Annotated in this window: 20 protein-coding genes and 5 pseudogenes; 8 read left to right on the top strand and 17 right to left on the bottom strand. The window is 68.8% G+C overall.

Going from position 1 to position 26818, the window contains the following annotated elements:
• Positions 1–18 precede the first annotated feature (18 nt).
• The 7 genes from OG393_RS34705 to OG393_RS34735 are packed head-to-tail and all read right to left on the bottom strand — an operon-like array spanning position 19 to position 7168.
• Positions 19–399, bottom strand: coding sequence for a nuclear transport factor 2 family protein (locus OG393_RS34705; protein ID WP_327379045.1), 381 nt, complete (start codon positions 397–399; stop codon positions 19–21).
• Complete coding sequence (locus OG393_RS34710) at positions 396–2810, bottom strand: lantibiotic dehydratase (RefSeq protein ID WP_327379046.1); 2415 nt, start codon at positions 2808–2810, stop codon at positions 396–398. The genes OG393_RS34705 and OG393_RS34710 overlap by 4 nt, the downstream gene beginning before the upstream one ends.
• Positions 2807–4111 carry a methylaspartate mutase gene (locus OG393_RS34715; protein WP_327379047.1) on the bottom strand — a complete coding sequence of 435 codons (1305 nt, stop codon included), beginning with the start codon at positions 4109–4111 and terminating at the stop codon, positions 2807–2809. Before OG393_RS34715 ends, OG393_RS34710 begins: the two co-directional genes overlap by 4 nt.
• Positions 4108–4557 carry a cobalamin B12-binding domain-containing protein gene (locus tag OG393_RS34720; protein WP_327379048.1) on the bottom strand — a complete coding sequence of 150 codons (450 nt, stop codon included), beginning with the start codon at positions 4555–4557 and terminating at the stop codon, positions 4108–4110. Before OG393_RS34720 ends, OG393_RS34715 begins: the two co-directional genes overlap by 4 nt.
• Positions 4558–4593: 36 nt before the next feature.
• Positions 4594–5382, bottom strand: coding sequence for an ABC transporter permease (locus tag OG393_RS34725; RefSeq protein ID WP_327379049.1), 789 nt, complete (start codon positions 5380–5382; stop codon positions 4594–4596).
• Positions 5379–6146, bottom strand: a complete 768-nt coding sequence (locus OG393_RS34730) for an ABC transporter permease (RefSeq protein WP_327379050.1) — start codon at positions 6144–6146, stop codon at positions 5379–5381. The genes OG393_RS34725 and OG393_RS34730 overlap by 4 nt, the downstream gene beginning before the upstream one ends.
• 2 nt (positions 6147–6148) lie before the next feature.
• Positions 6149–7168 (bottom strand): ABC transporter ATP-binding protein, encoded by a 1020-nt coding sequence (locus OG393_RS34735; protein ID WP_327379051.1) that lies wholly within the window; start codon positions 7166–7168, stop codon positions 6149–6151.
• 211 nt (positions 7169–7379) lie between these two features.
• Here OG393_RS34735 and OG393_RS34740 point away from each other — a divergent pair, with 211 nt between their 5' ends.
• The gene (locus tag OG393_RS34740) at positions 7380–7529 is read left to right on the top strand and encodes a hypothetical protein (RefSeq protein ID WP_327379052.1); all 150 of its coding nucleotides are present in this window, start codon (positions 7380–7382) and stop codon (positions 7527–7529) included.
• Positions 7530–7549: 20 nt separating this feature from the next.
• On the opposite strand, the gene OG393_RS34745 is transcribed toward OG393_RS34740, so the two are convergent.
• The 3 genes and pseudogenes from OG393_RS34745 to OG393_RS34755 form a co-directional block, all read right to left on the bottom strand.
• Positions 7550–10465, bottom strand: coding sequence for an AfsR/SARP family transcriptional regulator (locus OG393_RS34745; protein WP_327379053.1), 2916 nt, complete (start codon positions 10463–10465; stop codon positions 7550–7552).
• 264 nt (positions 10466–10729) lie between these two features.
• Positions 10730–11715: pseudogene (locus OG393_RS34750) on the bottom strand (IS5 family transposase).
• Between the two features lie 126 nt (positions 11716–11841).
• Entirely contained in the window at positions 11842–12180 is a 339-nt protein-coding gene (locus tag OG393_RS34755; protein WP_327379054.1) for a hypothetical protein, read from the bottom strand.
• 98 nt (positions 12181–12278) lie between these two features.
• Between OG393_RS34755 and OG393_RS34760 the strand changes: the two genes are divergently transcribed.
• The 3 genes from OG393_RS34760 (at position 12279) to OG393_RS34770 (ending at position 14360) form a co-directional block, all read left to right on the top strand.
• Positions 12279–13166 carry an IS630 family transposase gene (locus OG393_RS34760; protein WP_327379055.1) on the top strand — a complete coding sequence of 296 codons (888 nt, stop codon included), beginning with the start codon at positions 12279–12281 and terminating at the stop codon, positions 13164–13166.
• 2 nt (positions 13167–13168) lie between these two features.
• Entirely contained in the window at positions 13169–13396 is a 228-nt protein-coding gene (locus OG393_RS34765) for a hypothetical protein (protein ID WP_327379056.1), read from the top strand.
• Positions 13397–13490: 94 nt separating this feature from the next.
• Entirely contained in the window at positions 13491–14360 is an 870-nt protein-coding gene (locus OG393_RS34770) for an HAD-IIB family hydrolase (RefSeq protein WP_327379057.1), read from the top strand.
• A gap of 25 nt (positions 14361–14385) precedes the next feature.
• On the opposite strand, the pseudogene OG393_RS34775 reads toward OG393_RS34770, so the two are convergent.
• Together OG393_RS34775 and OG393_RS34780 are read right to left on the bottom strand one after the other, a co-directional pair.
• Positions 14386–14538 (bottom strand): annotated as a pseudogene (locus OG393_RS34775) (DUF6083 domain-containing protein); the annotation flags it as partial.
• Positions 14533–15758: pseudogene (locus OG393_RS34780) on the bottom strand (IS3 family transposase); the annotation flags it as partial. The pseudogenes OG393_RS34775 and OG393_RS34780, both read right to left, overlap by 6 nt.
• 416 nt (positions 15759–16174) lie before the next feature.
• On the opposite strand from OG393_RS34780, the pseudogene OG393_RS34785 reads away from it, so the two are divergent.
• Positions 16175–16636 (top strand): annotated as a pseudogene (locus tag OG393_RS34785) (IS5 family transposase); the annotation flags it as partial.
• Between the two features lie 21 nt (positions 16637–16657).
• Here the strand turns inward: OG393_RS34785 and OG393_RS34790 are convergent.
• Complete coding sequence (locus tag OG393_RS34790; protein WP_327379039.1) at positions 16658–18109, bottom strand: NF041680 family putative transposase; 1452 nt, start codon at positions 18107–18109, stop codon at positions 16658–16660.
• Between the two features lie 128 nt (positions 18110–18237).
• Positions 18238–18632 (bottom strand): annotated as a pseudogene (locus tag OG393_RS34795) (transposase); the annotation flags it as partial.
• Positions 18633–19002: 370 nt separating this feature from the next.
• On the opposite strand from OG393_RS34795, the gene OG393_RS34800 reads away from it, so the two are divergent.
• Together OG393_RS34800 and OG393_RS34805 are read left to right on the top strand one after the other, a co-directional pair.
• Positions 19003–20307 (top strand): MFS transporter, encoded by a 1305-nt coding sequence (locus OG393_RS34800; RefSeq protein ID WP_327379058.1) that lies wholly within the window; start codon positions 19003–19005, stop codon positions 20305–20307.
• Positions 20304–21053 carry a thioesterase II family protein gene (locus tag OG393_RS34805; RefSeq protein ID WP_327379059.1) on the top strand — a complete coding sequence of 250 codons (750 nt, stop codon included), beginning with the start codon at positions 20304–20306 and terminating at the stop codon, positions 21051–21053. The genes OG393_RS34800 and OG393_RS34805 overlap by 4 nt, the downstream gene beginning before the upstream one ends.
• Before the next feature lie 401 nt (positions 21054–21454).
• Here OG393_RS34805 and OG393_RS34810 read toward each other — a convergent pair whose 3' ends face one another.
• On the bottom strand, positions 21455–21937 hold the full coding sequence (locus tag OG393_RS34810; RefSeq protein WP_327379060.1) for an IS66 family transposase: 483 nt from the start codon (positions 21935–21937) through the stop codon (positions 21455–21457).
• 153 nt (positions 21938–22090) lie between these two features.
• Here OG393_RS34810 and thiC point away from each other — a divergent pair, with 153 nt between their 5' ends.
• Positions 22091–23890: a phosphomethylpyrimidine synthase ThiC gene (thiC, locus tag OG393_RS34815; protein WP_327379061.1), complete on the top strand. Its 1800-nt coding sequence runs from the start codon at positions 22091–22093 to the stop codon at positions 23888–23890.
• 569 nt (positions 23891–24459) lie between these two features.
• Here the strand turns inward: thiC and OG393_RS34820 are convergent.
• Both OG393_RS34820 and ltrA read right to left on the bottom strand, forming a co-directional pair.
• A complete protein-coding gene (locus tag OG393_RS34820) occupies positions 24460–25650 on the bottom strand; it encodes an IS701 family transposase (protein WP_327379062.1) in 1191 nt (396 codons plus the stop codon).
• Between the two features lie 6 nt (positions 25651–25656).
• The gene (ltrA, locus tag OG393_RS34825; RefSeq protein WP_327379063.1) at positions 25657–26799 is read right to left on the bottom strand and encodes a group II intron reverse transcriptase/maturase; all 1143 of its coding nucleotides are present in this window, start codon (positions 26797–26799) and stop codon (positions 25657–25659) included.
• Positions 26800–26818 lie beyond the last annotated feature (19 nt).

Below are 26818 nucleotides of genomic sequence, written 5' to 3' on the forward strand. Positions count from 1 at the left end.
CTACTCCTCTTCATGAACTCAGGCGTTGGTGCTGGTGTCGCGCCTGGCCAGGTAGCGACGCTGGCGCAGGATTAACGCGTCGCGCGACAAGATGAAGACATCGGTGAACTCCGTGGTGGCCGCCGAGTGGCCGGTGCGGGCGGTGCCCACCACGACGATGCTGCGCTGGTCCGCGATGACGAGGTGGATCTGGTGCCGGGTCTGTCCCGGGACCAGTCGGGCCGCTTGCTGCTGGACTTCGGCCCGGCCCCGGCCGTAGAGGAATCCCGGGGCCTCGATATCCACATCGGTGTCAAGGAGCGAGCCGTATGCGTCGGCGTCGCCGACATCCGCGTAGTGGTACGCGAGCCGGATGTGGTCGGTCCCGAGTGCGGTGAGGGCCTCGGAGAACGCGTTCACTGTCCGCCTCCTGCCCTCGCGCGCAGGTCATGAGCGGCGAACCGGAATTCCGACGTGTATTGCCGACCGTCGCCACCAGCGAGCCAGAGCTCGTCCGGGCCGGGGGTCATCTCGACGAACGTGAGCGTGGCCGTCTCACCCCCGGTGCCGTCCCGGGCGGTACGGCGCACGCAGGAGGCGAGCATGTCGACGAAGACAGGCGCGGCGAAATCGACGTAGAACGGTTTGGTCTCCACAGGAGACTTGACGAAGACGTACCGAGGCAGGCCGAGCTTCGCGGCCCACCGACGGGCCGCGATGAACCGCTGCCCTGCGTCCGGCAGCCGGGCGAAGTCCAGGTCGCCCACGGGAACACGCCAGCCCTCGCGGGCGAGGACAACCTCGTCCACCGAGATCCGCGGGCGGTGGCGCCGGATCGGGAAGAGGCTGAAGTGCCGCAGCATCAGGGCTTTCAGCGTCTCGCCGAACAGATCGAACACATCGAACTGCCCGGTGTGACCTGGGATCGACACGACGAGTCGGCAGTCGCTTTCACGGACGACCGCGTCCGCGGCCAGGATCGTGCCTTCCGCTTGCGGGAGCGGCGTCTGCGGCATGATGGCGAGCCGGTGGTCCTCGGCGCGGAAGAGAGCCGGGTGGGATCGCACGGTGAAGTGCGGGCGGCTCTCCGTCGGCAGCACCGGCATGAGCCGCGGCCCGGGGAAGCTGGCGTCGAGGCCGGCGCGCAGGACACCGGGATCGAGATGGCTCGGGACGATGGAGATGTAGTCGAGGGAGTTCATCGCCGCGTGGACCTCCCCGAGCACGATGCTGTAGTGCCCCTGGCGGACGTCCTCGTCGCTTCCCGCGGCTACCATCACGTCCGGGCAGGACAGCCTGGCCTGGGTCCATCCGGGTTCGGGGGCGTCGAACTGTTCCTTGAGCGCCGGTTCCAGCTCCGCCGTGGTGTAGGCGGCCTGGTGTACGTCCGGGTCGTGGTCGAGGACGGTGTGCCAGCGCCGGTGGAACTCGGCGACGGCTTCGCGGACCACGGCGTCCATCCGGCCACCCAGCAGGGGCATGCACTCGACCCAGAAGGTGGCCGCGTCGACGCCGTGGGCGGACGTGCTGCGCCCCTGGGCCGATCGGTACGCGGCGCGGACGTCCGGTTCGAGCTGTTCACGGATTCGCCACGTCAGCCAGCGGATGCTGTCCAGCACGCCGGTGATCGGGCGCATCGAGTCAGTGAACCGGGCCCCCACCCGCACAGTGAGGTCGCGACGGCACTCAAGATAGGCGAGTGTCCGGCCGCCGTATGCCTGGCCCGCGCGGCGGGTGCCGTCGGCTCCGGTGAGCCGCTGGAACGTCTGCTCCAGCCGGTCCATCTCGTGCCTCGCCTCAGTGGGCTTGGCCCAGACGGCCTGCAACCGCCGCCGTCCGTCGATCAACTTGGTGACCTGGCCGACCGTCGTGGCGCGTACGTCCTCGTCGTCAATTTCGCCGAGCAGGGCGAGCAGGTCTTCCTCGGCCGCCAGCGAGGTCGGGAGCTCGAGCCGCCAGATCAGCCACCGCTTGCGCCGGAGCCGGTCGAACACAGCGAAGGCATCCGCCTCGTTGGTCAGCGGAAGATCCGCCCGTCCGATCAGCAACTGGGCGAGCTGGCGGGCGGTCATCGCGCCGTTGGCCGTGGCCAGCACGGCGGCAGAGCACGCGTCCACCGGTTCGCTCGTGCCGTCGGCGAGGCCGACGCGGTCGCCGTCGAGCCCTACCAAGGGGCTGCGTCGCGGGCGCAGCCAGGGCCGCAGGTCGAACTTCCCGGCCAGGCTGCGGGCGAGCGTGTCGACTGCCCAGCGCTCCAGGTGGACCGTGCCCTCGGCGACCATGTCCGGGCCCGGCTCGGCGTGCAGGACCTCGTCGTCGCCGCCGACCGACGCCCAGGCCGCCGGCCCGAAGAACCCGATGGTCTCGTTCTTCAGGCAGTACCGCTGCCAGTACGTCGCGATGGTCTGCTCCCGCGTGCGGCGCTTGCTGTTCGCCGGTTTGCCCGCGGCCCGCTGACGCAGGAACGGCTCGACCGCGGTGTCGAGGAAGCGCGGGTTCTGCCAGCCGACCGCAGACTGGAAGCGGTCGGACGCGGCCACCGTGGCGAGTTCGCCGCTGGTCCGTTCGGCGCTCTCGTCCCACACGCGGAGGAACTCGGCGCCGGGGGCGCCGGTCTCAGGGGCCGCGTCGGCGAGAGCCGCGAGCTGTACGTCGGCGAGTCGCTGGACCGCTTCCGCGGGGAAACCCGCCCCGCGGACCATGGCCGTGGGCCACAGCGTCCATTCGCTTTCGCCGATGCGTACCAGCCGGGGCGTGTGTTCGGTGGAGTAGTCGTGCATGGCGTCCTGCTGGATGGGGTGGGACCTGTGGATCGGGATGCTGGTGGTCATCGGATTCCTCCGGTGCTGAGAACCGCTTGGTGCCGCGGCCCGGGACGGGGTTCCAGTGAGTCGAAGCGGCCGGCCACATGGGCCAGATCGGCCAACAGCGTGGTCGAGGTCGGGGCCGCCGGTCCGTGGCCGGCGTGCAGCGGCATTGAGCCGACGGAGAGCCAACGCAGCCGGCCGGTCCGGTCGATGTGCGAGATGGCCCGTCCGGGGTTGTCCGGATGCAGGCAGAACGGCACGTCGAGGTAGCCGCGGCGCAGCGCGCCGGTCAGTGCGTCGCCGACGTCCGGGGACAGTTCGAGCGTTGCTTCGATCAAGGTCCGTGCGTCGTCCACGACCCTGGTGGCGCGGTCGTCGTTCTCCCGTACGGGGCGGTCCGCCGGCGCTGTGAGATCGGCCGCGGCGTCGAGCAGAGCGGTGGAGTTCTCGGCTGTTGTGGGTATGCGGTGTGCCTCGGCGGCGGTCTTGACGATCAGCCGGTCGGCATGCCCTTCGACGGCCAACCGGGCGGCTTGCCTCCTGAGCCGCCGTGCGCCGTGCGGGGTGGTGGGAAACATTCCCATGTACGTGTAGAGCACGATGTGCCAGTCGATGCCGGTGAGGTAATCACCGGCCAGTGTCCGCAGCGCCGTAAGTGCCTGGCGGTCCTGGGCGTGGTGGGTCTGCTGGGTGTAGCTCAGGGAGACACTGCGCAGCCCGTGCTGCCGGAAGAAGAGGCCTTCCAGGATGCTGACCGCGATCAGCAGTTCCGGTGGGCACAGTTGGCCCATGAGGCAGCCGCCGAAGGTCTCCAGATGCGGCTCGGTGTCCGGGTGGCGCTGGGAGGCAAGGAGATCGCAGGTACGCCGCCAGTTCTCGACGGACTCGGCCACGGGGAGCCGGCCGTAGGGCAGGCAGTACGACAGCGGGCCGCCCTCGGTCGCGTACAGCCCGGCGTTCGTCATCGACCGGACGATGTCCAGCGGATCGGGGCAGCCGTGCCGCACTTGGATCTGGAAGTCGTCGTCGGTCAGACCCCGGGTGACTGCCCTGGTGGTCCGGTTTCCGGCGGTGACGATGGGATAACCGTTGAGGGTTTCCCCAGCGGCGAGGGCTTCACGCAAGGCGGCGTAGTCCCGCAACCGGGTGTAGCTGTCCACGGTGATCGTCCCGGCGGTGGCTGCCGGCAGAGCTGCCACGGTTGCCAGCCCCGATCGCATGGCGGCCGGGTCGCTGAACCCCATCCGGGGCTGCACCACGATCTCGCCGCGGGCGCGCGCCCGTCGTACGAGGCCGCCGAAGTCCTGCCGGATGCCGGCCCTCATCGCACGCCGCCCGGGATCAGCGCTGCATCCCGCACATCGCGCGCGAAGGTCTGGAAGTTCACGACGGCGGACGCGCCTTCGAACACCGCGTCGAAGCCGGCCTCGGTCAGCCGCCGTCGACGCGCGGGCACGCCGTTGTCCCCGTCGGTGCCCAGTTTGCCGCCGATCACGGCCGGGAGCGCGGCCAGGGCGGGAGCGGCACGCAGGCTCCTGATCACCCGTGCCCCGTCGATCGCACCGTGTCCATTGACGGAGCTGAGCACCAGCAGGTCGGGGCGCCGGTCGTGGCAGGTCCCGATCAGGAGCTCGTCGGGGACGCAGGCGCCAAGATTGTGAACGTGGTAGCCGGTCTCGGTGAGCAGCAGCTCAAGGAAAATCAGATTCCAGGTGTGCGAGTCGGAGGAGACCGTACTCAGGACGGCCGTGGGTGAGGCTGCGCAGGGCATCGTTCGCTCCGTACGAAGTGGCGGGGCTGGCGCCGGTCACGACGCGTAGTCGAGGGTTCCGTGGCGGCGGCCGCGCCGGACGACTGTGGTGAAGATGAGCAGGCAGACGGTCAGCCAGCCGGCGCCCACCAGCGCTTCCAGCAGCGCCGGCAGCAGGGCGGCCCGCAGTTCACCGGCCACGGCGTGGCGGACGGCCACCAGCCCGTGCGTCAGCGGGAGCACGGACGATACCCAGCGGACCGGTTCCGGGTAGAAGTCCAGTGGGACGTTCACTCCGCACAGGGTCATCAGGGCGACCAGGCCGACGTTGGTGACGATCGTCTCGATCGAGCGGAAGCCCAGCAGCAGGCTGCCGGCTAGGGTGCCGAAGCAGAACGTCGAAGTGGCGACGACGGCGATCAGCGCGATCACTGCGGCCACCCGGGGCCATGGCAGCGGCATGCCGAAGAGGTAAGCGGTCACCAGCAGGGCGCCGGAGGCGGACAGGGTGGCGTCGACGATGAGATAGGAGCCGCGGGCGGCGAGCACCACCGCGGGATGGGTGGGACTGGCGGCCAGCAGCGGCAGGGTGCCGGCGCTGCGTTCGCAGTTCACCATGTTGACGGCCCACATCCCAACCATCGCGGCCAGCATCACGGCGTTGCCGACCAGCAGGAACTGTGTCTGGCCGGGGGCGCCGAGCATGCGGCCGACCAGGGCGAAGAAGCTGACTTGGGCGATGACCCGGACGAACCAGTTGGTCAGCCAGGTCTTCCACGTGAAGATCGCCGTGTAGTCGCGGGCACCGAGCCAGAACGCGCGGCGTATGACGTGCAGGAGGTTCATCGCAGCCCCAGCTCTCCGGTGCTGCGTACCTGGCCGAGGATGCGCCGCAGCAGGGTGTGGCCGGCGGCCAGCGCGACCGCCCCCAGAAGTGCGATCATGACCATGCCGCGTATCGGGTGTGGCACCGGAGCGGTGGCGATGCCGGCCCGTAGCAGATCGGCGGACCAGGATAGGAAGACGGCCTTGGACAGCGGCTGGAGCCAGCCGGGCAGCAGTGCGACGGGCACCAGGATCCCGCCGAGCACGTAGAACGGGAAACTGATCGAGTTCGATAGGGTGACGGCGTTGCGGGCGAGCACGAACGCCGCCGCCATCAGCAGCGCGGTCGCGGCCATGGCCAGCAGCGTCAGGGCGAAGGAGCCGAGGAAGACGCCCCAGTGGCGCACCGTGACGTCGCTGCCCAGCACGTAACGGGCGAACAGCCAGGTCTCGGCGAACGCGGCGAACCCGGGGAGCGTGGTCGCTCCGATCCGGCCGAAGACCACCGCCGCGAAGTCGGCCGGAGCCGCCACGACGTATTCGAGGGTGCCCTCCCAGCGGTCGGTCTGGATGATCCAGCCGCCGCTGAACAGTGCGAACCACCACAGCGACATGTAGAAGGGTGCGAGCGAGGCGGCACCCGCCAGATCGGTCCGCCCGTTGTAGCTCATGATCATCGTGAAGATCCCGCTGTACAGCGGGGCGGTCAGTAGCGGCACGAGCAGGTCGGGATAGTGGCGGTAGAAGCGGAGTTGGAGAAGGAATCCGGCCCGGACGGCGCCCACGGTCAGACTTCCAGTCCGCGGTCGCCGATGAGCCGTACGTAGACGTCTTCGAGGGAGGGCCGCAGCGTGCGCAGCGACGTGACGCCGTGGTCGGCCAGCAGGTGCAGCAGTCGCGGAAAGTCGTCCTGGGAGCGGACGAGGACCCGGACGGTCGGGCCGTCGGCGGTGACCGAGGTGACGCCGGGTACTTCGGCCAGCGTCGAGGCTAGGGCGGCGTCGACGCCGCCCAGTTCGATGCCTTGCGCGGCGGATACCAGCTCGGCCACCGCTTGTGGCGAGCGGGTGGCGACGACTGTGCCGTCGCGGACGAAACTCACGCGGTCACAGAGGCTTTCGGCCTCGGCCATGTCGTGGGTTGCCAGCAGGATCGTGCGCTGCTCGTCGCGCAGTTCGCCGATCAGCTTGCGGAACTCGCGGGCGGCGACCGGGTCCATGCCCATGGTCGGTTCGTCGAGGAACAGCACCCGGGCGTCCCCGATCAGTCCGCGGGCCAGGTGGAGCCGCTGCTTCATGCCGCGCGAGTACGTTTCGACCCGCGCGTCCGCTTTCGCCGCCAGCCCGAGCCGGTGCAACAACTCCTCGGTACGTGACCGCAGCACCTTGTGCGGGACTTTTTGTACGGCGCCCCAGAACTCCAGGTTCTGCCGGGCGGTCAACCGGGTGTAGAGGCCGCGTTCGCCGCCCATGACGACGCCGATCAGCCTTCGTACCTGGTGGCTGTCGCGTACGACGTCGTAACCGCAGACCGCCGCCTGGCCGGTGGTCGGCAAGAGGATGGTGCTGAGAATCTTGACGAAGGTGGTCTTGCCCGCGCCGTTCGGGCCGAGGAGCCCGTGCACTTCGCCCTGCGCCACGGTCAGGGAGAGGCGCCGTAGCGCACGTACCGGGGGTTTCTTCTTGCGGGTGAATTCCCTGACAAGATCCACCGCCGCTATGGCGGGCGTTCCGGGGCCGCGTTGCGGCGGGGGTACCGGGACGCTCAACAGTGCGGGCGTCGCCGGGGCCCATGTTCCTACGGACATCGAATCACTCCTTGAGCGCCGGGTGCCGCGGGGTTGCGAGGTCGGCAGGAATGAATCTCGCCGCACGCCCTATCGCTCCGGCATGCCGAGCGTATTCGCGCCGGGTCAGGGCCGGGATAGTGCGGTGATAACGCTGGCATGCCGTCGCGATACGCGTCGGGCCGAAGCTGGTTACGAAGCGACACGGATCGGACGACAAAGGAGAACCGCAATGGACCTCACCAAGGCAATCGCCGCCGCAATGCTCGTCGCCATCTCGCTGGTCGTGGGCGCCGCGAGCGTTCAGCACCAGCTCGTGCGGGGTCACGCCACCGTGTCGGTCGCCAACGGGACGGCCGACGACAACACGCCGTGGACGTGACGGGCGGGCGCTCGCCGGCGCTATCCGCCCGGAGTGACCGGCCTGCCGAGGACTGCGGCCATATCCGCCCGGAGGGCGGCGACCCCGCTGTGGTCCGCGATCCGCTCCCGGACCATGAGCGACTGCGAGTAATACCAGATGGCCTGGTCCGTACGGCGCAGATGCAGGTGGACGTGGCCGAGGTCGTGCAGGAGGTGCCCCTCTCCGACCAGATCACCGCTCGCTCGGACCATGGCGAGCACCTCTTGCAGAATCCTTTCTGCAGCTTCGTACTGCTCCTGGTACATCAGCATCTGGCCGAGCCGCCGCAACGTCAGCGCCTGGCCCCGGTCGAAACCCGCCGACCGGCAGATTCCGAGCGCCTCGTCGAGATAGGAACGGGTGCGCTCGAAATCCGAGCGGCGCATCGTGATGTGCGCCATCTCGCCGAGCACATACGCCCGGCCGATGCTGTCCTCGGCCCGTGCGAAGTTCCGCTCGGCGCTCCCGTAGAGGGCCAGTGCCCGGTCGCTGTCACCGCGGTGCCGCTCGATGCGCGCCAGGTCACGTAGACACAGCGCCTGACCGGTCGCCTCCTCGACCAGTTCGAAGGTCCTCAGGGCGGCCGTCAGATAAGGACTCGCCGCCTCGTACTCGTGGCGGTACAGGTGCAGGGTGCCGAGCGAGCCGAGGACCGCCGCCTGGCCGAGTTCGTTGCCCGCTTCCCGTACTGCGGCCAGCGCCACCCGGTGAGTGCTCTCCCACAGTTCGGGGTAACCCCGTGCCTCGAACAGCGTCACCAACGTGGTGGCCAGCTCCCAGCATGACTCGTCGAGCCCGGCCCGGGCCGCGAGCTCGACCGCATTCGACAGATTGCCCTGCTCGCTCTCCAGCCACGCCAGGCCATCGCGGAGGTGCCGTCGGACGTAGTCCTCCGGTGGATGCCATCGTTCGGCGCGGCCCGACACGATCGTGTACGCGCCGCCGTATATGTCCCTGTGGGCCCGTTCCGCCAATGCCAACCAGCCGCCGACCGTGTGCCGCACCGCCGCAGCCCGTTCTTCCTCCGGGACCTCCGAGGTCAGCCGGTCGTGCGCGAAGGTCCGCACGATCTGCGGCAGCCCGCACATGAACTCCCCACCCTGGTCCACCCCAGCGATGTCGAGCAGGCGCATGTCGACGAGCGGTTCCAGCAGGTCGGCGGGGTGCGGAGTGTGGTCGTCCGTCAGGGCCGCCCCCAGCCAGCCCGGCACCACCGGCCCACCGGCCAGGCTGAGCAGGCACAGCAGCCGGCGGTCGGCCGCCGCCAGGCCGTCGTAGCTGAGCGACAGGCTCGCCCGGATCGAGAGCTCGCCGTGTGCCAGCTCGTCCAGCTGGCGGTGCTCGTCGTTGAGCCGATGCCACATCGAGGCCAGCGACCAGTGCGGCCGCGCGGCCAACCGCGCGGCGATGATGCGTAGTGCGAGAGGCAGCCCGCCCACCAGACCGACGAGGACGCGTGCCGCCTCCGCCTCGTCCGCCACCCGGTGCTCCCCGATGATGCGCCCGAGCAGCCGGATGGATTGCTCCGAATCCAGCGGCTCCAATTCGAAGCTGCGCGTGCCCGGCAACGCCGTGAGCCGCCCGCGGCTGGTGACCAGCACGGCACTGCTGCCGGTACCGGGCAGCAACGGCATCACCTGCGACTCGTTCATCGCGTCATCCAGCAGCACCAGGACCCGGCGGTCGGCCAGCAGGCTGCGATACATCTCCGCGCGCTCGTCCAGCGACTCGGGGAGGGCCTGGCCGGGGATACCCATCGCCCGCAGGAACCGTCCCAACGCCTGCGCCGGGTCCACGGGTTTTTCGCCGAGCCCCCGCAGATCGCAGTAGAGCTGTCCGTCCGGGAAGTGATCGGTCGCCAGGAGGTGCGCCACGTGCGTGGCCATCGTGCTCTTGCCGACACCGGGCCTGCCGAGCACCAGGACCACGCTCAGCATCCCCTGCTCCTGCCGCTCGGTCACCGCCGCGCAGATCGTCTGGACGATGTCGTCGTTGCCCGCGAGGTCGCCGAAATCGGCGGGCAGTTGCCGGGGGATGACGACCGGATCGGAAGCGGCCTCGCGCTCGTCCGCCGCAGCGGGCGGCGCCGCCTCGGCGGGAGGTCGGTCCGCCGGTTCACCGGCGGGCGTCAAGCCGAGGTCGTCGGCCAGGATCGCCTCCATCAGGTCGCGCAGATCCTTGCCCGGATCGAGACCCAGTTCCTCGGCGAGCAGTACCCGGCCCTGCTGGTAGACCTCCAGGGCTTCCGCCTGTCGGCCGGAGCGGTGCAACGCCACCATGAGGTGTCCCCGCAGCTGCTCCCTCAGCGGATGGGCGGCGACGAACTGCCGCAACTCGCTGACCAGGTGGTCGTGGTGACCCAGGTCGAGTTCCAGCCGCAGACACGTCTCCCGTACCTCCAAGCGGCTCTCGTCCAACTGCGCTGCCACGCGGGCCAGGACCTCACTGGAAATACCGGTCAGGCACCGGCCCCGCCACAGGTCTTCCGCCAAGCGCAGCCGCTCCACAGCGGGTTGCGTGAAGCCGGTACGGGCCAGGTCACGGGCCTCGCTCACCAGTCGACGGAAGTTCCCGATGTCGGTTGCCTCCTCCGGCGCCCGCAGGACGTACCCCTGGGCGCGTGTCTCGATGGCAGCGACGGCTCCGCCGCCGGACAGCGCCTTGCGCAGCTTGCAGACACACATCTGGACCTGGGTGCGTGCGGTTTCCGGCGGCTCCTGCGGCCAGATGGCGTCCACCAGGTAAGTGGTCTCCACCACCCGGTTCAGATTGAGTACCAGAGCAGACAGAACGACCTCTTGTCGGCCCGATGCCACGTGCACGGCCCCGGTCTCGCCGTCAACCTCCAGCGGCCCGAGCACCCGTATGGGAGCAGACGCTACGCCGCCGCCCTCGTGATCTGCCGACCTCGCCATGCGTAACCTGCCTCTGTGGTTTGGCCAAGCCATCCCGAGCCCGGATGGCGGCCGCACGGGGAATGCGTGCCGCCTCAGCCACCTGGCCGCAACCGTCAACCATGCACCAATGCCGCCCTTGTCAGGCACGCGCTGGCGACGCCGGACGCGCGGAAGGTTGAAAAGCGATCAGGACACTTTACATCCCCTTTGGGAGAAGGGTAGTTGATCGCCAGTACGTCGGCGGACAAGGTAAACAGGACTAGGTCCTGTCTGAAGTTCGGATCATGAGGGCGGTGTGATGCTGCGGAGCCAGAGCATCGCACCGCACAGGTGCAGTCCGGCTTCGTAGCTGGTTGGGGTCTTGTCGTAGCGGGTGGCGATGCCCCGCCAGTTTCGGAGACGGTTGATGCACCGCTCGACGGTGTTTCTCTCCTTGTAGAGCGCGGAGTCGTGGCTGACGGGGCGGCCTCCCTTGCGGCCTTTCTTCTTCCGGTTGGCGGCCTGGTCCTTCTTCTCCGGGATGACGGCCTTGATGTTGCGTTTGCGCAGGTGAGCACGGTTGCTGCGGGACGAGTACGCCTTGTCGCCGGCTATGGCGTCCGGCCGGGTCCTCGGGCGCCCGACCGGCCCGCGGACCTTCACCTTCTCCAGCACCGGGACGAACTGCGGACTGTCACCGCACTGCCCGGGCGTGAGCACGAACGCCAGCGGACGGCAGCGCCGGTCAGCCGCCAGATGAATCTTACTGGTCAGCCCACCCCTCGAACGCCCCAGGTCAGCGGCGGTCAAGCGGATCCGGTACCGTCGGCGAACCCGGCGTCGCTCCTCGCGGGCGGGGTCCTCTTCCTGCCGGTCTTGCGGCTGTTGTCCTTCCACCAAACCCCCTTTTCGGCCTCGACAGCCGCCTCCAGGGCTGCCAGCTGCTCCGGATCCAGGATCATCCCGGCGGCATGGTGGTGTGCCCGTGCTGTCGCCGAGTCCACGCTGACCAGCCCCAGGTCGACCTGGTCGCGGGCGGCAGCTTCCGCGATCACCATCTCCATCAGATTCTGGAAGATGCCCTGCTTCGCCCAGACCTGGAAGCGGTCGTAGGAACTCTGCCAGGGGCCGAACTCCTCCGGCAGGTCGCGCCACGGGCTGCCGGTCCGAAAGCGCCACATCGCCGCGTTGAAGTATTTCCGCAGGTCGGGGATAGGCCCGACCGCGGCGATCGGGAGATGGGGCTCAATCAGGGACCACTGCTCGTCGGTGAGATCGCCTCGCGCCATGGCCACTTGACTACCAAGGACACCCCGTCGCGCGCAGGCGATCCCACACATTCGTGATCTGGACTTCAGACAGGACCTAGTGCAGCAGGTCGCAAGTCCTGTTCGGGTTGAGCGTCCTGCACTCGCTCACGCTTCGTAGTCAGCGAGATGGACGAGGGCGGCCGTCTCGAAGGCGTCGTCGGGGCTGCCCTCCCACCGACCGGTGTGCAGGAGCTGGGGGATATAGGAGTCCGAGGCAGGGTCGTACAGGGCGAAGGTCCACCGGTCGCCGCCGAGGTACTCGATGCGGCACAGCGGGATGCGCTCCTGCTCTTCCTCCGGGCCGACCAGGGCCGCGAAGTAGCCGAAGGAGCCGCGCCAGCGGGTGTCGACCTCGGTGAGGGCGGGCCAGCGGCCGCTGGTGACGGCGCAGTGGTCGACGCGGTCGTCGACCACTGCCTTGAGCGGGCGCGGCGGAACGGGCACGGGGGAAGTCTGCCGCACACCGCCCCGGGCCGGGCGGGGGCGCGGGCACGGCATGATCGCTGCGGTCCCGCATCTCCTCGCGCTCCGGAGCGTCCCCGATGGCCCATCCGCCCGCCGCCGCACTGCATCTGACCGCTCGTCGACAACGCAAGCTGCTCGCCATGGTCGGCGCCCCGAGCTGCCCGCAGGCGATCGCGCTGCGCGCACGGATCGTGCTGCTGGCCGCGGACGGCCTGGCCAACAGCACGATTGCCGCCGAGCTGGGCTGCAGCGAGCCGACCGTGCGCCGGTGGCGGCTGCGCTTCGCCCGGCACGGCGTGCCGGGCCTGTTCGACCACCCACGCAGCGGCCGCCCGGACAGGTACGGGCCCAGCGAGCGCCTGGCCGTCATCGCCGTCGCCACCTCCCTCCCGCCCGAGGGCGCCGCCCGCTGGACACAGGCGCTGGTCGCCGGGCATCTGGCGACGCGAGGCATGGCGCTCTCGCGCGCAACCGTGCGCCGCGTCCTGGCCGAGACCAGGGTGCGCCCGCATAAAATCCGCGGCTGGCTCAACAGGGCCGACGACGACGCCTTCTGGTCCCAGGCCGGCGCCGTGTGCCGCCTCTACCTCGACATCCCCGCCGACACCCTCCTCGTCAGCGTCGACGAGAAGACCGGCATCCAGGCCCGCTCCCGCATCCGCCCCGCCCAACCCGCCAGCCCCGGCCGCGACCGGCGCGTCGAGTTCGAGTACAAGCGCCACGGCACCGTCTCGATCGTCGCCGCCATGGACGTGGCCACCGGCCAGGTGGTCGCCGAGCGCGTCGAGCGCAACGACTCCGCGCACTTCATCCGCTTCCTGGCCATGCTCGACCGCAGCACCGACCCGGCCCTGCGCATCCACCTGGTCATGGACAACGGCTCCTCCCACACATCCAGGGCCACCCGCGCCTGGCTCGCCGCCCACCCCCGGTTCACCGTCACCCCAAGCACGCCAGCTGGCTGAACATGATCGAGCAGTGGTTCTCCGCCCTGACCCGCCGCGTCCTGCGCGGCGGCGACTTCGTCTCCCGCGACGACCTCGAAGCCAAGATCACCGCGTTCACCGTCAGGCACAACCGCACCGCCCGCCCCTACCGGTGGCGCTACGACGCCGACGCCGAGCACGCCCGCTACCTCGCCCGCCGCCCCCAACACCAGGAGCCCGCCCGGGACAGCCTCACGAAGGCCGCATGACCACCACACCACGTCACCAGCAACCCGAACAGGACTTGCGACCTGCTGCACTAGTGATATCCATTTCTTCTAGTGGATCCGAGAAGGGGACCCCGTGACCTCAGCGACCCGACAGCCTGAGACGCTGCCCTCCAGCGTTCCACCCCGGCTGATCGCGACGGATCTTGACGGCACTCTCCTACGCGATGACCAGTCGGTCTCCGAGCGCACGGTCGCCGCACTGGCCGCGGCCGAGGAGGCCGGCATCGAGGTGTTCTTCGTCACGGGTCGCCCGGCCCGCCTGATGGACGTCGTCAGCTACCACGTCCACAGCCACGGGCTGGCGATCTGCGGCAATGGCGCCGCCGTGGTCGACCTGCACGGCGGGCCCGGTACCCACCGCTTCGTCAAGGTCCGAGAGCTCGCCCGGGAGAACGCGGTCGACGCCGTACGACTGCTGCGGGACGCCGCGCCTGGCACGCTCTACGCCGTCGAGCAGACGTACGGCTTCCGCCAGGAACCGGCGTATCCGAAGCTGCACATAGAGATCCCGGACATCCTCGCGCCAGCCGAGGAACTGCTCGCTGCGGACGCCCCGGGCGCCCATGAGCCGGTGCTCAAGATCCTCGCCTACCACCCGGAAATGGACCCGGACGCCTTCCTCACCCTGGCCCGCCTCGCCATCGGCGACCGCGCGAGTATCACCCGGTCCAGCCCCAGTGCGCTGCTGGAGATCAGCGGTCCGGGCATCTCCAAGGCGAGCACGCTCGCGCTGTGCTGCGCCGAACTCGGCATCTCCAATGAGGAGGTCGTCGCCTTCGGCGACATGCCGAACGACGTGGAGATGCTCACTTGGGCAGGCCGGTCGTACGCCATGGGCAACGCGCACCCGGACGCGATCGCTGCGGCCTCCGGACGGACGGCAGCCAACAACGAGGACGGAGTGGCCGTCGTGATCGAACGCATCCTCGCGGAGCAGTTGTAGCGAAGCTTCCCCTTGACAGCTCTGGGGGAAGGTCCGTGTGTTCGACCGCGGGGCACACGGCCGGGTGAGGGACGCGGCAGTACTTCGTGTGGGGGTCGGCACCGGGGAACGCGACTCCCTTGCTGAGATGCCAGCGCATCTTCGCCGGGACCGGGGCCTCCCCCTGAGTGGTGGACACGCTGATACTGTGGTGTCGGTGTTCGTATTCGTTGGGGCTGAGGTGGCCGTTGGCGGAGTGTCGGCGGCGGGTGTTGTAGCGGGTCAGCCAGGCGAAGACGGTCCTGCGGCAGGTGTCGGCGTCCCCGTAGACGTGGGCGCCCTGGAGGGTCTCGCGTTTCAGGGAAGCGTGGAAGCTTTCGCAGGCCGCGTTGTCCGCGCTGGTGCCGACCGCGCCCATCGACCGTGTGACCCCGAGTTGGTCGCAGAGGCCGACGAAGGCCCGGGATCCGTATTGCGCCCCGTGGTCGGAGTGGAACACGGCGCCGTCCAGGCGGCCGCGGGTCGAGGCTGCCATCCGCAGTGCGTCGGCGACCAGGCCGGTGCGCATGTGATCGGCGATGGACCAGCCCACGACCTTGCGGCTGAAGCAGTCCAGCACGGTCGCGAGATAGAGGAACTCCCCGCCTGCGAGCGGGAGATACGTGATGTCGCCCATGTACTTCCGCCCCGGCTCGGTGGCGGTGAAGTCCCGCTGGAACAGGTCCGGAACCGGTGAGGCTGCCGGGTCCGGGACGGTGGTGCGCACGCGTCTGCGCAGGCGGATGCCGGTGATGGAAAACGCCCGCATGATCCGGGCGACCCGCTTCTCATTGACCCGCCGCCCTTTCTCGCGAAGCTCGGCGGTCACTCGCGGGGAGCCGTAGGCGCCGCCGGACTCGCCGTGGACCTCGCGGATCTCCTCGGCCAGGATCCGGTCCTCCCGCTGCCGGGCGGCCCGGCCCTCGGCGCCGGCGAGCCACTTGTAGTAGCTGGACCGGTTCAAGTCCAGGACTTGGCAGAGCCGCTTCACCTCGTAGGTGTTCCGATGGTCGTCAACGAACTGAAAGCGGCTCATCACCAGTTCGTCTCTCCGGCGAAATACTTGGCCGCCTTGCGGAGGATGTCCCGCTCGGTGGCAAGCTTGCGCTCACTCGCCTCGAGCTCGGCCACCCGAGCCTCCAGCTGCCGGACCCGCTCGTCCGGATCAGTGGACGGCACCCCCTCCCGAGGTTGGGCGGCCGGCTTCGCAGCCGCGGCGGTGACACCACGGCGTTCACGGTCCCGCAGCACCCACTCACGCAGGGTCGCCCGGTTGACACCCAGGTCAGCCGCGATGCTCTTGTACGTCGCCCCGGGTGCGGACTCGTACAGGGCCACGGCATCGGCCTTGAACTCGTCCGAGTAGTCCTTCATCGCCATCGGCGGTCTTCTCGCTTCCTCCGGATCAAGCAGATCCAGTATCAGCGTGTCCACCACTCAGGGGGAGGCCCCCCCTCGGGCACTCGGGCTTTGGCCAACCGTCGCCCCGTGGAGTCCATCACCTCGATGTCGTGATGGTCCTCGGCCCAGTCATCCCCGACGAACAGTCGCAACGGTCCTCCCGCACTCGATGCCGGTCATCTTCAGCAGCCTGCCGGAGAACCATCTGCGACCTAATCAAGCAGTGCTCACGCCAGGTCCGGCGCGCACGACATCCCAGCAGCGATCAACTCTCCGGGCCGAACGGCAGGGGCACGGTCTTTCAGCAGGACTTGAAAGTCCTGGGGGACAAAGTGCTCACCTGCCGTCGGCTACCACCCGGAGTCTGCCGCACGGCCGACTCCCAGAACTGATTAGGGGGGGAGCTGACAGGTCCGAATCCTGTCGACCGGGGCAAGAAAGGATCAAAGATCCACTTGATCACCGAACGGACCGGTCTGCCCCTGTCCATCGGCATCTCCGGCGCCAACCTCCACGACAGCCAGGCCCTCGAACCCCTCGTCCGCGGCATACCACCGATCCGCTCCCGACGAGGACCCCGCCGGGGGCGCCCCGCCAAACTACACGTGGACAAGGGCTACGACTACGACCACCTGCGGCGATGGTTACGCCAGCGCGGGATCACCCACCGGATCGCCCGCAAGGGCATCGAGTCGTCCCAGCGGCTGGGCCGACACCGCTGGACTATCGAACGCACCATGGCCTGGCTCGCGGGCTGCCGCCGACTCCACCGGCGCTACGAACGCAAAGCCGACCACTTCCTGGCCTTCACCAGCATCGCCTGCACCCTCATCTGCTACCGAAGACTCACCAAATGAGACGTCGTCTTAGCTTGATCATTAACCTCGCTGCTGTTTCTGGCGGACGTGTTCGGTGAGGGTTTCGATTCGTTTCACGGTCTTCCCAGGCTCGTGACGTGGGGCTGGCCTGCGGTTCTTCGAGCCGGGTGGGCGTCCGGGTCCGGGCTTGGAGGGTCTGGGCACGTCGGCGGGACGGGCGGTCTTCACGCGGAGGTGGCGGAACCCTCGGCGGACCCGGGCGGGGGTCAGTCGGCGGGGCTCGGCGGGCCGTTCCCAGGGTCGGCGGAGGTCCTCGGCGAGGGGGCGGGCGAGGCGGAGCTGGGTGTGGGCGGCGATGATCAGCCACGTCCACAGGTCGGCCGTGTGCGGATCGCGGACCTTGGGGACGGTCCAGCCCAGGGTCTGCTTGAACAGCCGGAAGGTGTGTTCAAGATCGAATCTACGCAGGAACGCTTGCCAGCGCAGGTCGACGTCCTGGCCGGTCATGCCGGTGCGCGAGGACCACAGCCACACCGGTTTCGGGTCGCGGTCGCCGGGCAGGTGCTCTACCTTCAGCCGGATCAACGTGCCGTGGATCAAAGGGAGTTCACCGCAGTGGTCGAGCCAGGGGCCACGGGCTTGCAGGCGCGGGTGCATCCGGTCCCAGGCGAGGGCTTCGGCCCGGCCGTAGCGGGTGGTGTCGCACGTCGTGGCCTGGTCGGGGGTGTGCCAGGACTCCGGCTTGGAGAAGGTGAGGACGCCGCCGTGCTTGCGGGGCTGCCCGCCGCGCGGGGTGGAGCGGCGCGGGCCGGCATCCCTCAGCATGACGCGGTCCGAGCGGAGCCGGCCGACCAGCTCGACGGGCAGGTCGGCCAGGACGTAGGCGAGGCGGGTGACGTCGTAGCCGGTGTCCATGACGACGAGGATGTCCGCGTCGCCCGGCCGCCACTGCCCGGCGTGCACCAGCCGGGTGACCACCTCGCGCAGTTGGGCGGCGGTCACTGCGGTGGCATCGTCGGCCGGCCCGAGCCGGATCGCGTCCAGCACGGCCGTCCACGACGTGCGTCCCGTCTCCAGTGCGGCGACGAAGGAGTAGGGCCAGCCGGGGATGAACTGATCCGCACTGCGGCCCCGCCCGTAGACGTGGCAGAACAGCAACTCCGGGCTGGTGGGGGCGTCAGGCCGCAGCCAGTTGCTCACGTCGACGGCGAGCACGATCCGCCCGTCAGCGGCACGCGGCAGCGGCGTGGAGGCCAGCAGCCTGCGCAGTCGGCGCGGCTCCAGCCAGCCGTGGTTGACCGCGTCGTACATCGCCCCGTGCCCGCGCCGGTGCTCGGCCGTGAGCGTCAACTCCACCAGCGACGTCACCGGCCCGTCCGAGCACAGCACCGCGTCGGTGAGCTCGAAGAGCGCATCCGCCCGGGTGTAGAGGCAGTCGTAGAACTCGACACGAAAGTGGGACAGGACGCCCAACGCGGCGTCAGTGGACTGTTCAGCGGCGAGACTCTTCACCAGCGGCCGTTCCTTCACGTGACGTTGCTCGACACCTCGAAACGTGAAGAACGGCCGCCCTGCTGTCCCGAGAACGAACCAAGATCAGCGGGTCAGGTGAACGGCCGAGGTTAAACACCAAGCTGAGGCCCGGCCAACTGCCTTGTGCGGTCGCGGACATCGGTCCGTGCGGTGCGGATGGCGGCCAGTGCCCGAGAGCCCGCTGCGGCGAGCATGTCGACCAGGCGGGAGACGGTCGGGTCGGAGGCCACCGGCCCGAAGAGGGACGGTTCGGCCCTCACCATCGCGACATCGGCCAAGCAGTCTCCGCGCAAGGCGGTCGCGCGCGCAAGGTCCCAGCAGGATCTTGCCTGGGTCGTGCACCGCCCGCGGCTTGCACCACGGCGCGAGCGCTGCCGACAACGCAGCATCCACGACGCTCTTCCGGACCGTCTCCACCAGAGGACCGCCCGGCCTGCGAGAGCACCACAAGGCCGTTGCCCTCAACTCGGACAGGAGGGTACGATCCGCTACGCTTCTTCACCCGAGGAGTGCTTCTCTCTCGGCGGCGAACAGGACTTTTGACAAGCCTAATCGCCCCAACCCAGAGGAACTCCTCGCCTATTTGATCACCCTGCGGACGGCCGCCTTCGTGAAATCCCGAGGTTAGCCCCAGGTTAGCCCGCGTCCTGTCGTGCGGACGCATCGTCGCTGTAAGAAAGACAAGTCGACGGCAAGATCCTGGGCTACGCTGATGACGCGCAGCACGAACGCGGCTCCCCTCGCGATCGATATGCGTTGTCGCCGCATCGTCATCCCGTTGCCCGCGCATTCCCCTCCGAAGCCGTATCCATTCAAGTGGCCAGCTACGCAAGGAACGCCGTCCACCTGTCGAGAGGTGGTCTAGTCGCCGCATGCCCTCCGAACCTGCCGCCATCACAGACCTCGCCGCCTCGCCGGCCACGAAGGGCGGGTTGGTCCCAAAGGAGCCGGTGCTGCGCCGACTGGCCTGGATGACCCTGACCAGCTCCTTCGGGAACGGCCTGTTCTTGCCGATCAGCGTCCTCTACTTCACCCGCATCGTCGGGATCGACACGACGCGGGTCGGTCTCGGCTTTACCCTCGCCGGCCTGGCCGGGGTCGCCGCAGGACTGCCAGCTGGCCGGGCATCGGACCGCTGGGGTAGCCGGCGGGTGGTGGCAGTGCTGTGGGTGGGCGCCGGGCTCACGCTGGCCGCGTACACCCTGGTGGACGGGTACACCGGATTCTTGGTCGTGGGAGTGTGCTTCGGCGCCCTGAATCAGGCGTCCTTCGGTGTGAGGGGTGCCCTCATGGCCGATGTGCTGCCGGTCGCGACGCGGGTCGAGGCGCGTGGCTATCTGCGGACGGTCACCAATGTGGCGATGGGGTTGGGCGGCGCGATGGGCGCGATAGCGCTCCACGTCGACACCCGGATCGCATACTCGGCGCTGATCCTCCTGAGTGCCGTCACCTACCTTGTGCCGGCGCTGATGGTGATAGGCCTCCCGCTGACCGACGCGGCGTCCCTGCGCATGGCAGAGCAGAGTGACACCCCGGCCGAGAGCTCTTGGCGGGCGGTGCGCGACCGGCCGTACCTCGCGCTGACGGTCCTCAACTCCGTGATGCTGCTCCAGATCAGCCTGCTGGACGTGGCCCTGCCACTGTGGATTGTCCAACGGACCGAGGCGCCTCGCTGGTCGGTGGCTCTCCTGGTGATCGTCAACTGCGCACTCGTGGCACTGCTCCAGGTGCGGGCGGCCCGGGGAGTCGCCGAGGTACCCGGCGCGGTACGGGCGATGGGCCGGGCGGGACTGCTGCTGGCGGCAAGTTGCGCAGTGTTCGCGCTCTCGGCGGGCCTGTCGCCAGCGTGGGCGGTGACAGTGCTGATTGCGGGCGCGGTGATCCAGGTGTTCGCTGAGATCCTTTCCGCCGCAGCCGGCTGGACACTGGGCTACGAACTCGCTGACGCGCGGGCGCACGGCGTGTACCAGGGCGTCTTCGCGTCGGGCATGTCGGTGAGCACTATGGTGGGCCCGATCCTGGTCACCATGACGGCAGTCGAGCACGGTAAGGCGGGCTGGGCCCTGCTCGGCGTTCTGTTCGCGACTGCCGGGCTCGCGATACGCCCTGTGGTGCGCTGGGCAGCGCACGGCGCGGACTGGCGGGGCGAGGCCGACGGGACGGTGTCTGCCCAGTGAACTCACCCGCAGGCCGCCGTGAAGCGGCACCCGCCCTCATCCCGTGGGCGACTGGCCCCGCCGACGGCCCGGCCCTCGTCTGCATCCCGTGGGCGGGCGCGGGCGCCGCGCCCTTCCGCACCTGGGGGCCGCTCTTCCCACCGGAGGTCACGGTGTACGGGGTACGCATGCCTGGCCGTGAGAGCCGAATGTCCGAAGCCCCGCTGACCAATGTCACCCACATCGTCGATGAACTGGACCGCGAGATCGCCCGGCTCTCCCATCGGAGGGTCGCCGTCTTCGGCCACTGCTCCGGCGCCCTGGTGGGCTTCGAGCTGGCGCGAGCTCTCGGCCCGACTACGGCCCTGTTGTTGGTGGCCTCCCAGCTACCGCCGGAGGAGGCCGCTCGGGGCGCGGAGGAGGAACTCGGCTCCCGCGCGTCCCTCGCCAAGCGCTACCTGAGCAGTGAACTGCTCGATGATCCGGACATCGTGGACATGCTGCTGCCAGTACTCGAAGCGGACATGCATGCAGTATCTGGCTACAACTACCGATCAGGGGGGCTGCGGGAGGTGCCCATCACTGTGTTCTGCGGCGTTGAGGATCCGGAGATCCGGCCCTGCGACGTCAACGGCTGGCGCACCGAGACCACCGGTCCGATGCTGGTCCGCGAGGTGGAAGGAGCCGATCACCTCTTCGCTGGCCCGGCGTGGCAACGCCTCGCCGCATGCGTGGCGGACGATCTTCGGCGCACCTTGAGGGCATGATGCACGCCAGCGATCCCGGTCGGAGATCTTATGAGGCTCGGAAGCCGTGACTGAATTGGTGATCAGGCCAGAACGGGTATCCAGGCTCCTCGGCCGTCGAAGAGCCGGGTAACCACGTCGAGCAGGTCCTTGCGTTGTTTCGCGGCGGCGGACAGGTGTAGCCGCGCAAGGCGAAGAAGCGCTCGGCGCCGAGCATCGTGCGCCAACCGCCGGAGATCTTCTGCTGCACTTTGGCCATCCGGATGGCCTGCTCCGAGGCGTTGTTGGGGACCGCGTCGGTGTAGGTCTTGTACGGCTTCCAGCCGTGCGGCAGGACAGTCCATAGCCTCGAACGCCTGTACTCCGCGCTTGGCGTGGACTTGGTAGAGCGTCAGCGTGCGGGTGCAGGCGGTGTGGACCTATCAGGCGCGGCCGTCTACCCGCCGGGTGCCTGTCTCGTCGAAGCCGACCACGTCGCACGCGATCAGCCGCTGCGGCACCGCCTCGGTGTGCGGGGCGGCCGCCTGCGCGGCGGCCCTGTTCCACCCGATCAGAGTCGAGGTGGCCACATCGGCGCCCAGGCAGTCGGCGAATACCTCCGCGCACCGCTCGTACGGCAGGTGCTGGCAGATGGAACATATACAACGCGAGGGCCTTGATACACGGCGGCCCGTACTGGGCCGGAACTGCCACCTGGGGGTGCGCGGCAGCAGCGGTGCTGGAAACGATCCGGGTGCCCAGACTTGGCCGGGGACAGCCACGCAAGAGGCCGGACCGAGTGCGCGAGACGTACGACTCCCACAAGAACTGCTCCTACCTGCGCAGTCGTCGGGTGCGGGAGGCTGATGCGAGGAAGTCACCGGCCGATCATCCCAACATCGAAGGGGCCCAACACTGTTCAGCATGCCCGAGGGGGCGCTAGCGTGGTGACACCTTTACACACGCGGGAGCTCGGAGCACCGGGCTGAGAGGGCGCTGACCTTCGTACTCCGTACGGGACAGCTGCGCCGACCGCCGAACCTGTTACCGGGTAATGCCGGCGTAGGGAGTAGGTCACGATGACCGTTCAGGACACACGCATGCCTGCCTCCGGCCCGAACGAGGGCGAGAACGGGAGCGGGAAGTCGATCGGCTGGCACAAGGCGTACGTCGAGGGTTCGCGCCGCGACCTCCGTGTGCCGGTCCGGCAGGTGCACCTCACCAATGCCAAGGACGTGACGCTGTACGACACGTCCGGACCGTACACCGACCCGCAGACCGAGACCGATGTCCGCCGTGGACTGGTGCCGTTGCGCGAGAACTGGATCATCGGGCGCGGAGACACCGAGGAGTACGCCGGCCGCCCCGTCCGTCCCGAGGACGACGGCATCAAGCACACCTCGCCGCGGGGCGGGCTGCGCAACCTCGACGCCGTCTTCCCCGGCCGGCCCCGGCAGCCCCGCCGTGGCCGCGGCGGACAGGCGGTGACCCAGCTCGCCTACGCCCGCCGCGGCGAGATCACGTCGGAGATGGAGTTCGTGGCGATCCGGGAGAACGTCTCCCCGGAGGTCGTGCGTGAGGAGATCGCCGCCGGGCGTGCCGTCCTGCCGGCGAACGTCAACCACCCGGAGATCGAGCCGATGATCATCGGCAAGCGGTTCCTGGTGAAGGTCAACGCCAACATCGGCAACTCCGCCGTGACCTCCTCCATCGAGGAGGAGGTGGAGAAGATGACCTGGGCCACCAAATGGGGCGCGGACACGGTCATGGACCTGTCCACCGGCCGCAACATCCACACCACCCGCGAGTGGGTGCTGCGCAACTCCCCCGTGCCGATCGGCACCGTGCCGCTCTACCAGGCGCTGGAGAAGGTCGACGGCCGGGCCGAGGAGCTGAGCTGGGAGATCTACAAGGACACGGTCATCGAGCAGGCCGAGCAGGGCGTCGACTACATGACGGTGCACGCGGGTGTGCTGCTGCCCTATGTCCCGCTCACCGCGCGACGTAAGACCGGCATCGTCTCCCGCGGCGGCTCGATCATGGCCGCGTGGTGCCTCGCGCACCACGAGGAGAACTTCCTCTACACGAACTTCGAGGAGCTCTGCGAGATCCTGGCGGCATACGACGTCACGTACTCGCTGGGCGACGGCCTGCGTCCCGGTTCGATCGCGGATGCCAACGACGAGGCCCAGTTCGCGGAGCTGCGCACACTGGGCGAGCTGAACACGATCGCCAAGCGTCACCACGTGCAGACGATGATCGAGGGCCCCGGACATGTCCCGATGCACAAGATCAAGGAGAACATCGACCTCCAGCAGGAGATCTGTGAGGAGGCGCCGTTCTACACGCTCGGCCCGCTGACGACGGACGTGGCCCCGGCCTACGACCACATCACCTCGGGCATCGGCGCGGCGATGATCGCCTGGTGGGGCACCGCGATGCTCTGCTACGTCACGCCCAAGGAGCACCTGGGCCTGCCGAACCGGGACGACGTCAAGACCGGCGTCATCACGTACAAGATCGCGGCCCATGCCGCGGACCTCGCCAAGGGACACCCGGGTGCGCAGGAGTGGGACGACGCCCTCTCGGACGCGCGCTTCGAGTTCCGCTGGGAGGACCAGTTCAATCTGGCCCTGGACCCGGATACGGCGCGGGAGTTCCACGACGAGACGCTTCCGGCGGAACCGGCGAAGACCGCGCACTTCTGCTCGATGTGTGGGCCGAAGTTCTGCTCGATGAAGATCAGCAGGAGCATCACCGAGCAGTTCGGCGGTGACGAGCCGGCGGAGTCGGACGAGGCGATCGCCGAGGGCATGCTGCAGAAGTCCAAGGAGTTCGCGGCCTCGGGTAACCGGGTCTACCTGCCGATGGCGGACTGACTCCGGGCCGGAGGAAAGACGACGGCGGACCCGCGGCCCCGGGGGAGCCGCGGGCACGCCCTGTTCCGACTGATGCGAAAGGCCTACGCCCGGACAGGACCTACTGAAGTTGAACTCGTGGAGTGGTAGGGGCTGACGGCTCGTCGCCCGTGCGGCATCAGCAGGGCATGCGGTATCCACGGGGAGGCGGGCTGGCCAGAACGGCAGGGATTTCGCGAGGGGGGCCAGCTTCACCTGGCGATCCTGCACCGGTGGCGCACTGAGTAACTGGGCCCTCAAACGCGCCGAACACCACACACCACCGCGACCCGACGCCCCAACAGTCACGATCGCCGAGCCCACGAAGACCATCTACACCCGCAGAAAGCCCTAAATCACTGGTATTGGGTCTAGTACTCCAGCAGCACTTCGTGGCTTGACCTGGGGAAACGTCGAGCGGGTGGGAGTGTAGCGGGCAGGAGTCGGTCACGGACGGCTTCTGCCCGCCAGCCCCTCGAAGGAGTGCCCACGACGGTGGTAGTGGCAGCGGCGGGCCACCAGTTGGCGTCGGCGGCGCCAGCGCGACCAGCTCAGTGCGTGGGTGCGGCCGCGGGGGTCTTGGGGTGTGTGAGCTGCCAGGAGTCGCCGCACTTCAGCCACAGTGAGCGCGATGACCTCGGCATCCTCACTGGTGGATCCCCTTTTTCGGCTGCTTGCGCGCTCATCGCGGCGAGGAAGGCGTGGGCGAGCATGGCCAGGGTGATGTGCCGGTACCAGCCGACGTAGCGGCGAACCTCGTACTCGTCCAGGCCGCACTCGTTCTTCGCCGCCTGGAAACACTCCTCGATCGCCCACCGGGATCCGGCCACCCGCACCAGCTCGTCCACGCCGACATCCAGGGGCGCATAGGCGAGGTAGTAGGAGATCTCGTCCGGCCGGCTGAGGCTGCGTCGCGCCAGCGCCCACCGTCGACGGATCAGCACGCCGTCCTGCTGGTCGTACTCGGCCACCGGTCGTAGCTGGACGGCCGCCCAGTCGTACTCGCGCTGTCCCTTCGCGCCCGCGCCGCAGGAACGGCGTTCCCATGCCTGGTCGGGGGCCTGCTCGAAGGCCATGTCGATGCGCGGGCCGGCCAGGGAGAACTGGGACTTCGGGACGGCGAGGACGTAGCCGACGCCGGATGTTTCCAGCATCCGGCGGAAACGGTTGTCCTGTCCGTAGGCGGCGTCCGCCGTCACCCAGGCGATCGGCAGCGGCGAGGCCAGTGCCCTGCGGACGATCGCCTGGGCGAGGGTGTTCTTGGTGGCGAACTCCCGCTCGTCGGGGACCTTCGCCGCGCGACAGCGGTCGCGGTCGTCGGTCCAGGACTTGGGCAGGTAGAGCTCCCGGTCCACCAGGGCTCTGCCGGCCGTGCTGGCGTAGGCGGCGAATACGCCGATCTGGCAGTTCTCGGTGCGGCCGGCGGTGCCGGAGTACTGCCTTTGGACTCCGGCGGAGGTGGTGCCCTTCTTCAGGAATCCGGTGTCGTCGATGATCAGTACCCCATCGGGGCGGCCGAGTTGTTCGGCTACATAGGTTTGCAGGTCATCGCGGATGTCGTCGGGGTTCCAGCGGGCGCGGGAGAGCAGGTACTGCAGACCGTCGGGGGTGGAATGGCCGGCGTGTTCGGCGAGCTGGTGAGGTCGGACCGGGGCGCCCTGTCGACGTTGCCGCCGGTGGGTCTCCCCGGCCCGCCTCCCGAACCGGACGTGCCCGATCTCCAGGCATCCGGCTCTCCACAAGCCCTCTCAGGCGACCGCTGTCATCATGCTCCCGCTGGGCCAAGGCGAGGGGATCTTGTTTCCGCGATACAAGTAGCGGTTGGTCCGCACCTTCGCGCACCTGAACAAGACCACCTCATCATCGGCGGGCCACCATCGGCCCGCGCAGTAGCGACGGCGCAGAATCTTCCAGTTGGACCGGCGGTTCTTGCGCCGCAGCCATCCGAAGACCTGGCGCCAGGTGAAGGCCGACAGGTATTGGAAGGTCGCGGACGACACCCCGTGCCGGAAGTACGCCGTCCAGCCCCGCAGCACCGGATTGAGCTGGTGCAGCACGACTGCCAGCGGCAGGTTCGTGTCCTGTCGACACAGCGTCTTGACCTTCTCCTTGACGGCCTGGAGGGCCTTCTTGGAGGGGTAGAGGTAGACGTAGTGCTTCTGGGTTCCTCGTTTGCGGTGGCGCTGGAGGCGCCACCCGAGGAAGTCCAGCCCCTCGTCGATATGGGTGATCGCCGTCTTCTCCACAGACAGTCGCAGACCCATCGGGGCGAGCACTTTCGCCACCTGGGTGCGTATGTCCTCGGCCTGCTCGCGGGTCCCGGTCACGGCGATCAGAAAGTCGTCCGCGTACCGGAAGAGCCGGTAGTTGGGCAGCTCCTGCCGACGTCGCCGGGCCCGCTGGCCTTGTGTGGAGTTCGGCCCGCCCGGACCTGCCGCGATGAACTCATCGAGGACGGACAGGGCGATGTTGGCCAGCAGCGGCGAGAGGATTCCACCCTGCGGAGTGCCGGTATCGGTGTCCTTGGACTGACCGCCTTCCGTAAGGATGCCCGCCTTCAAGAACGCCTTCACCAGGTCAAGAACGCGCCGGTCTCCGACTCGGCGGCGCACCCGGCCCATCAGGGCCGTGTGGTCAATCGAGTCGAAGCACGCCTCGATGTCCCCCTCCACCATCCACTCATAGGAGTTCTTGGCGAAGTGGTGTGCCTCGGCGAGCGCGTCATGAGCCCGGCGCTTCGGGCGGAACCCGTAGGAGCACGGAAGGAAATCCGCCTCGAAGATCGGCTCCAGTACCAGCTTCAGGGACGCCTGGACCACCCGGTCCCGCACGGTCGGAATCCCCAGCCGACGGCGCTTGGCCGTTCCTGGCTTGGGGATCATCCGGGTCATGTCCCTTGTCGTGGTGTAG

The sequence above is a fragment of the Streptomyces sp. NBC_01216 genome (assembly GCF_035994945.1).
Taxonomy (GTDB): Bacteria; Actinomycetota; Actinomycetes; order Streptomycetales; family Streptomycetaceae; genus Streptomyces.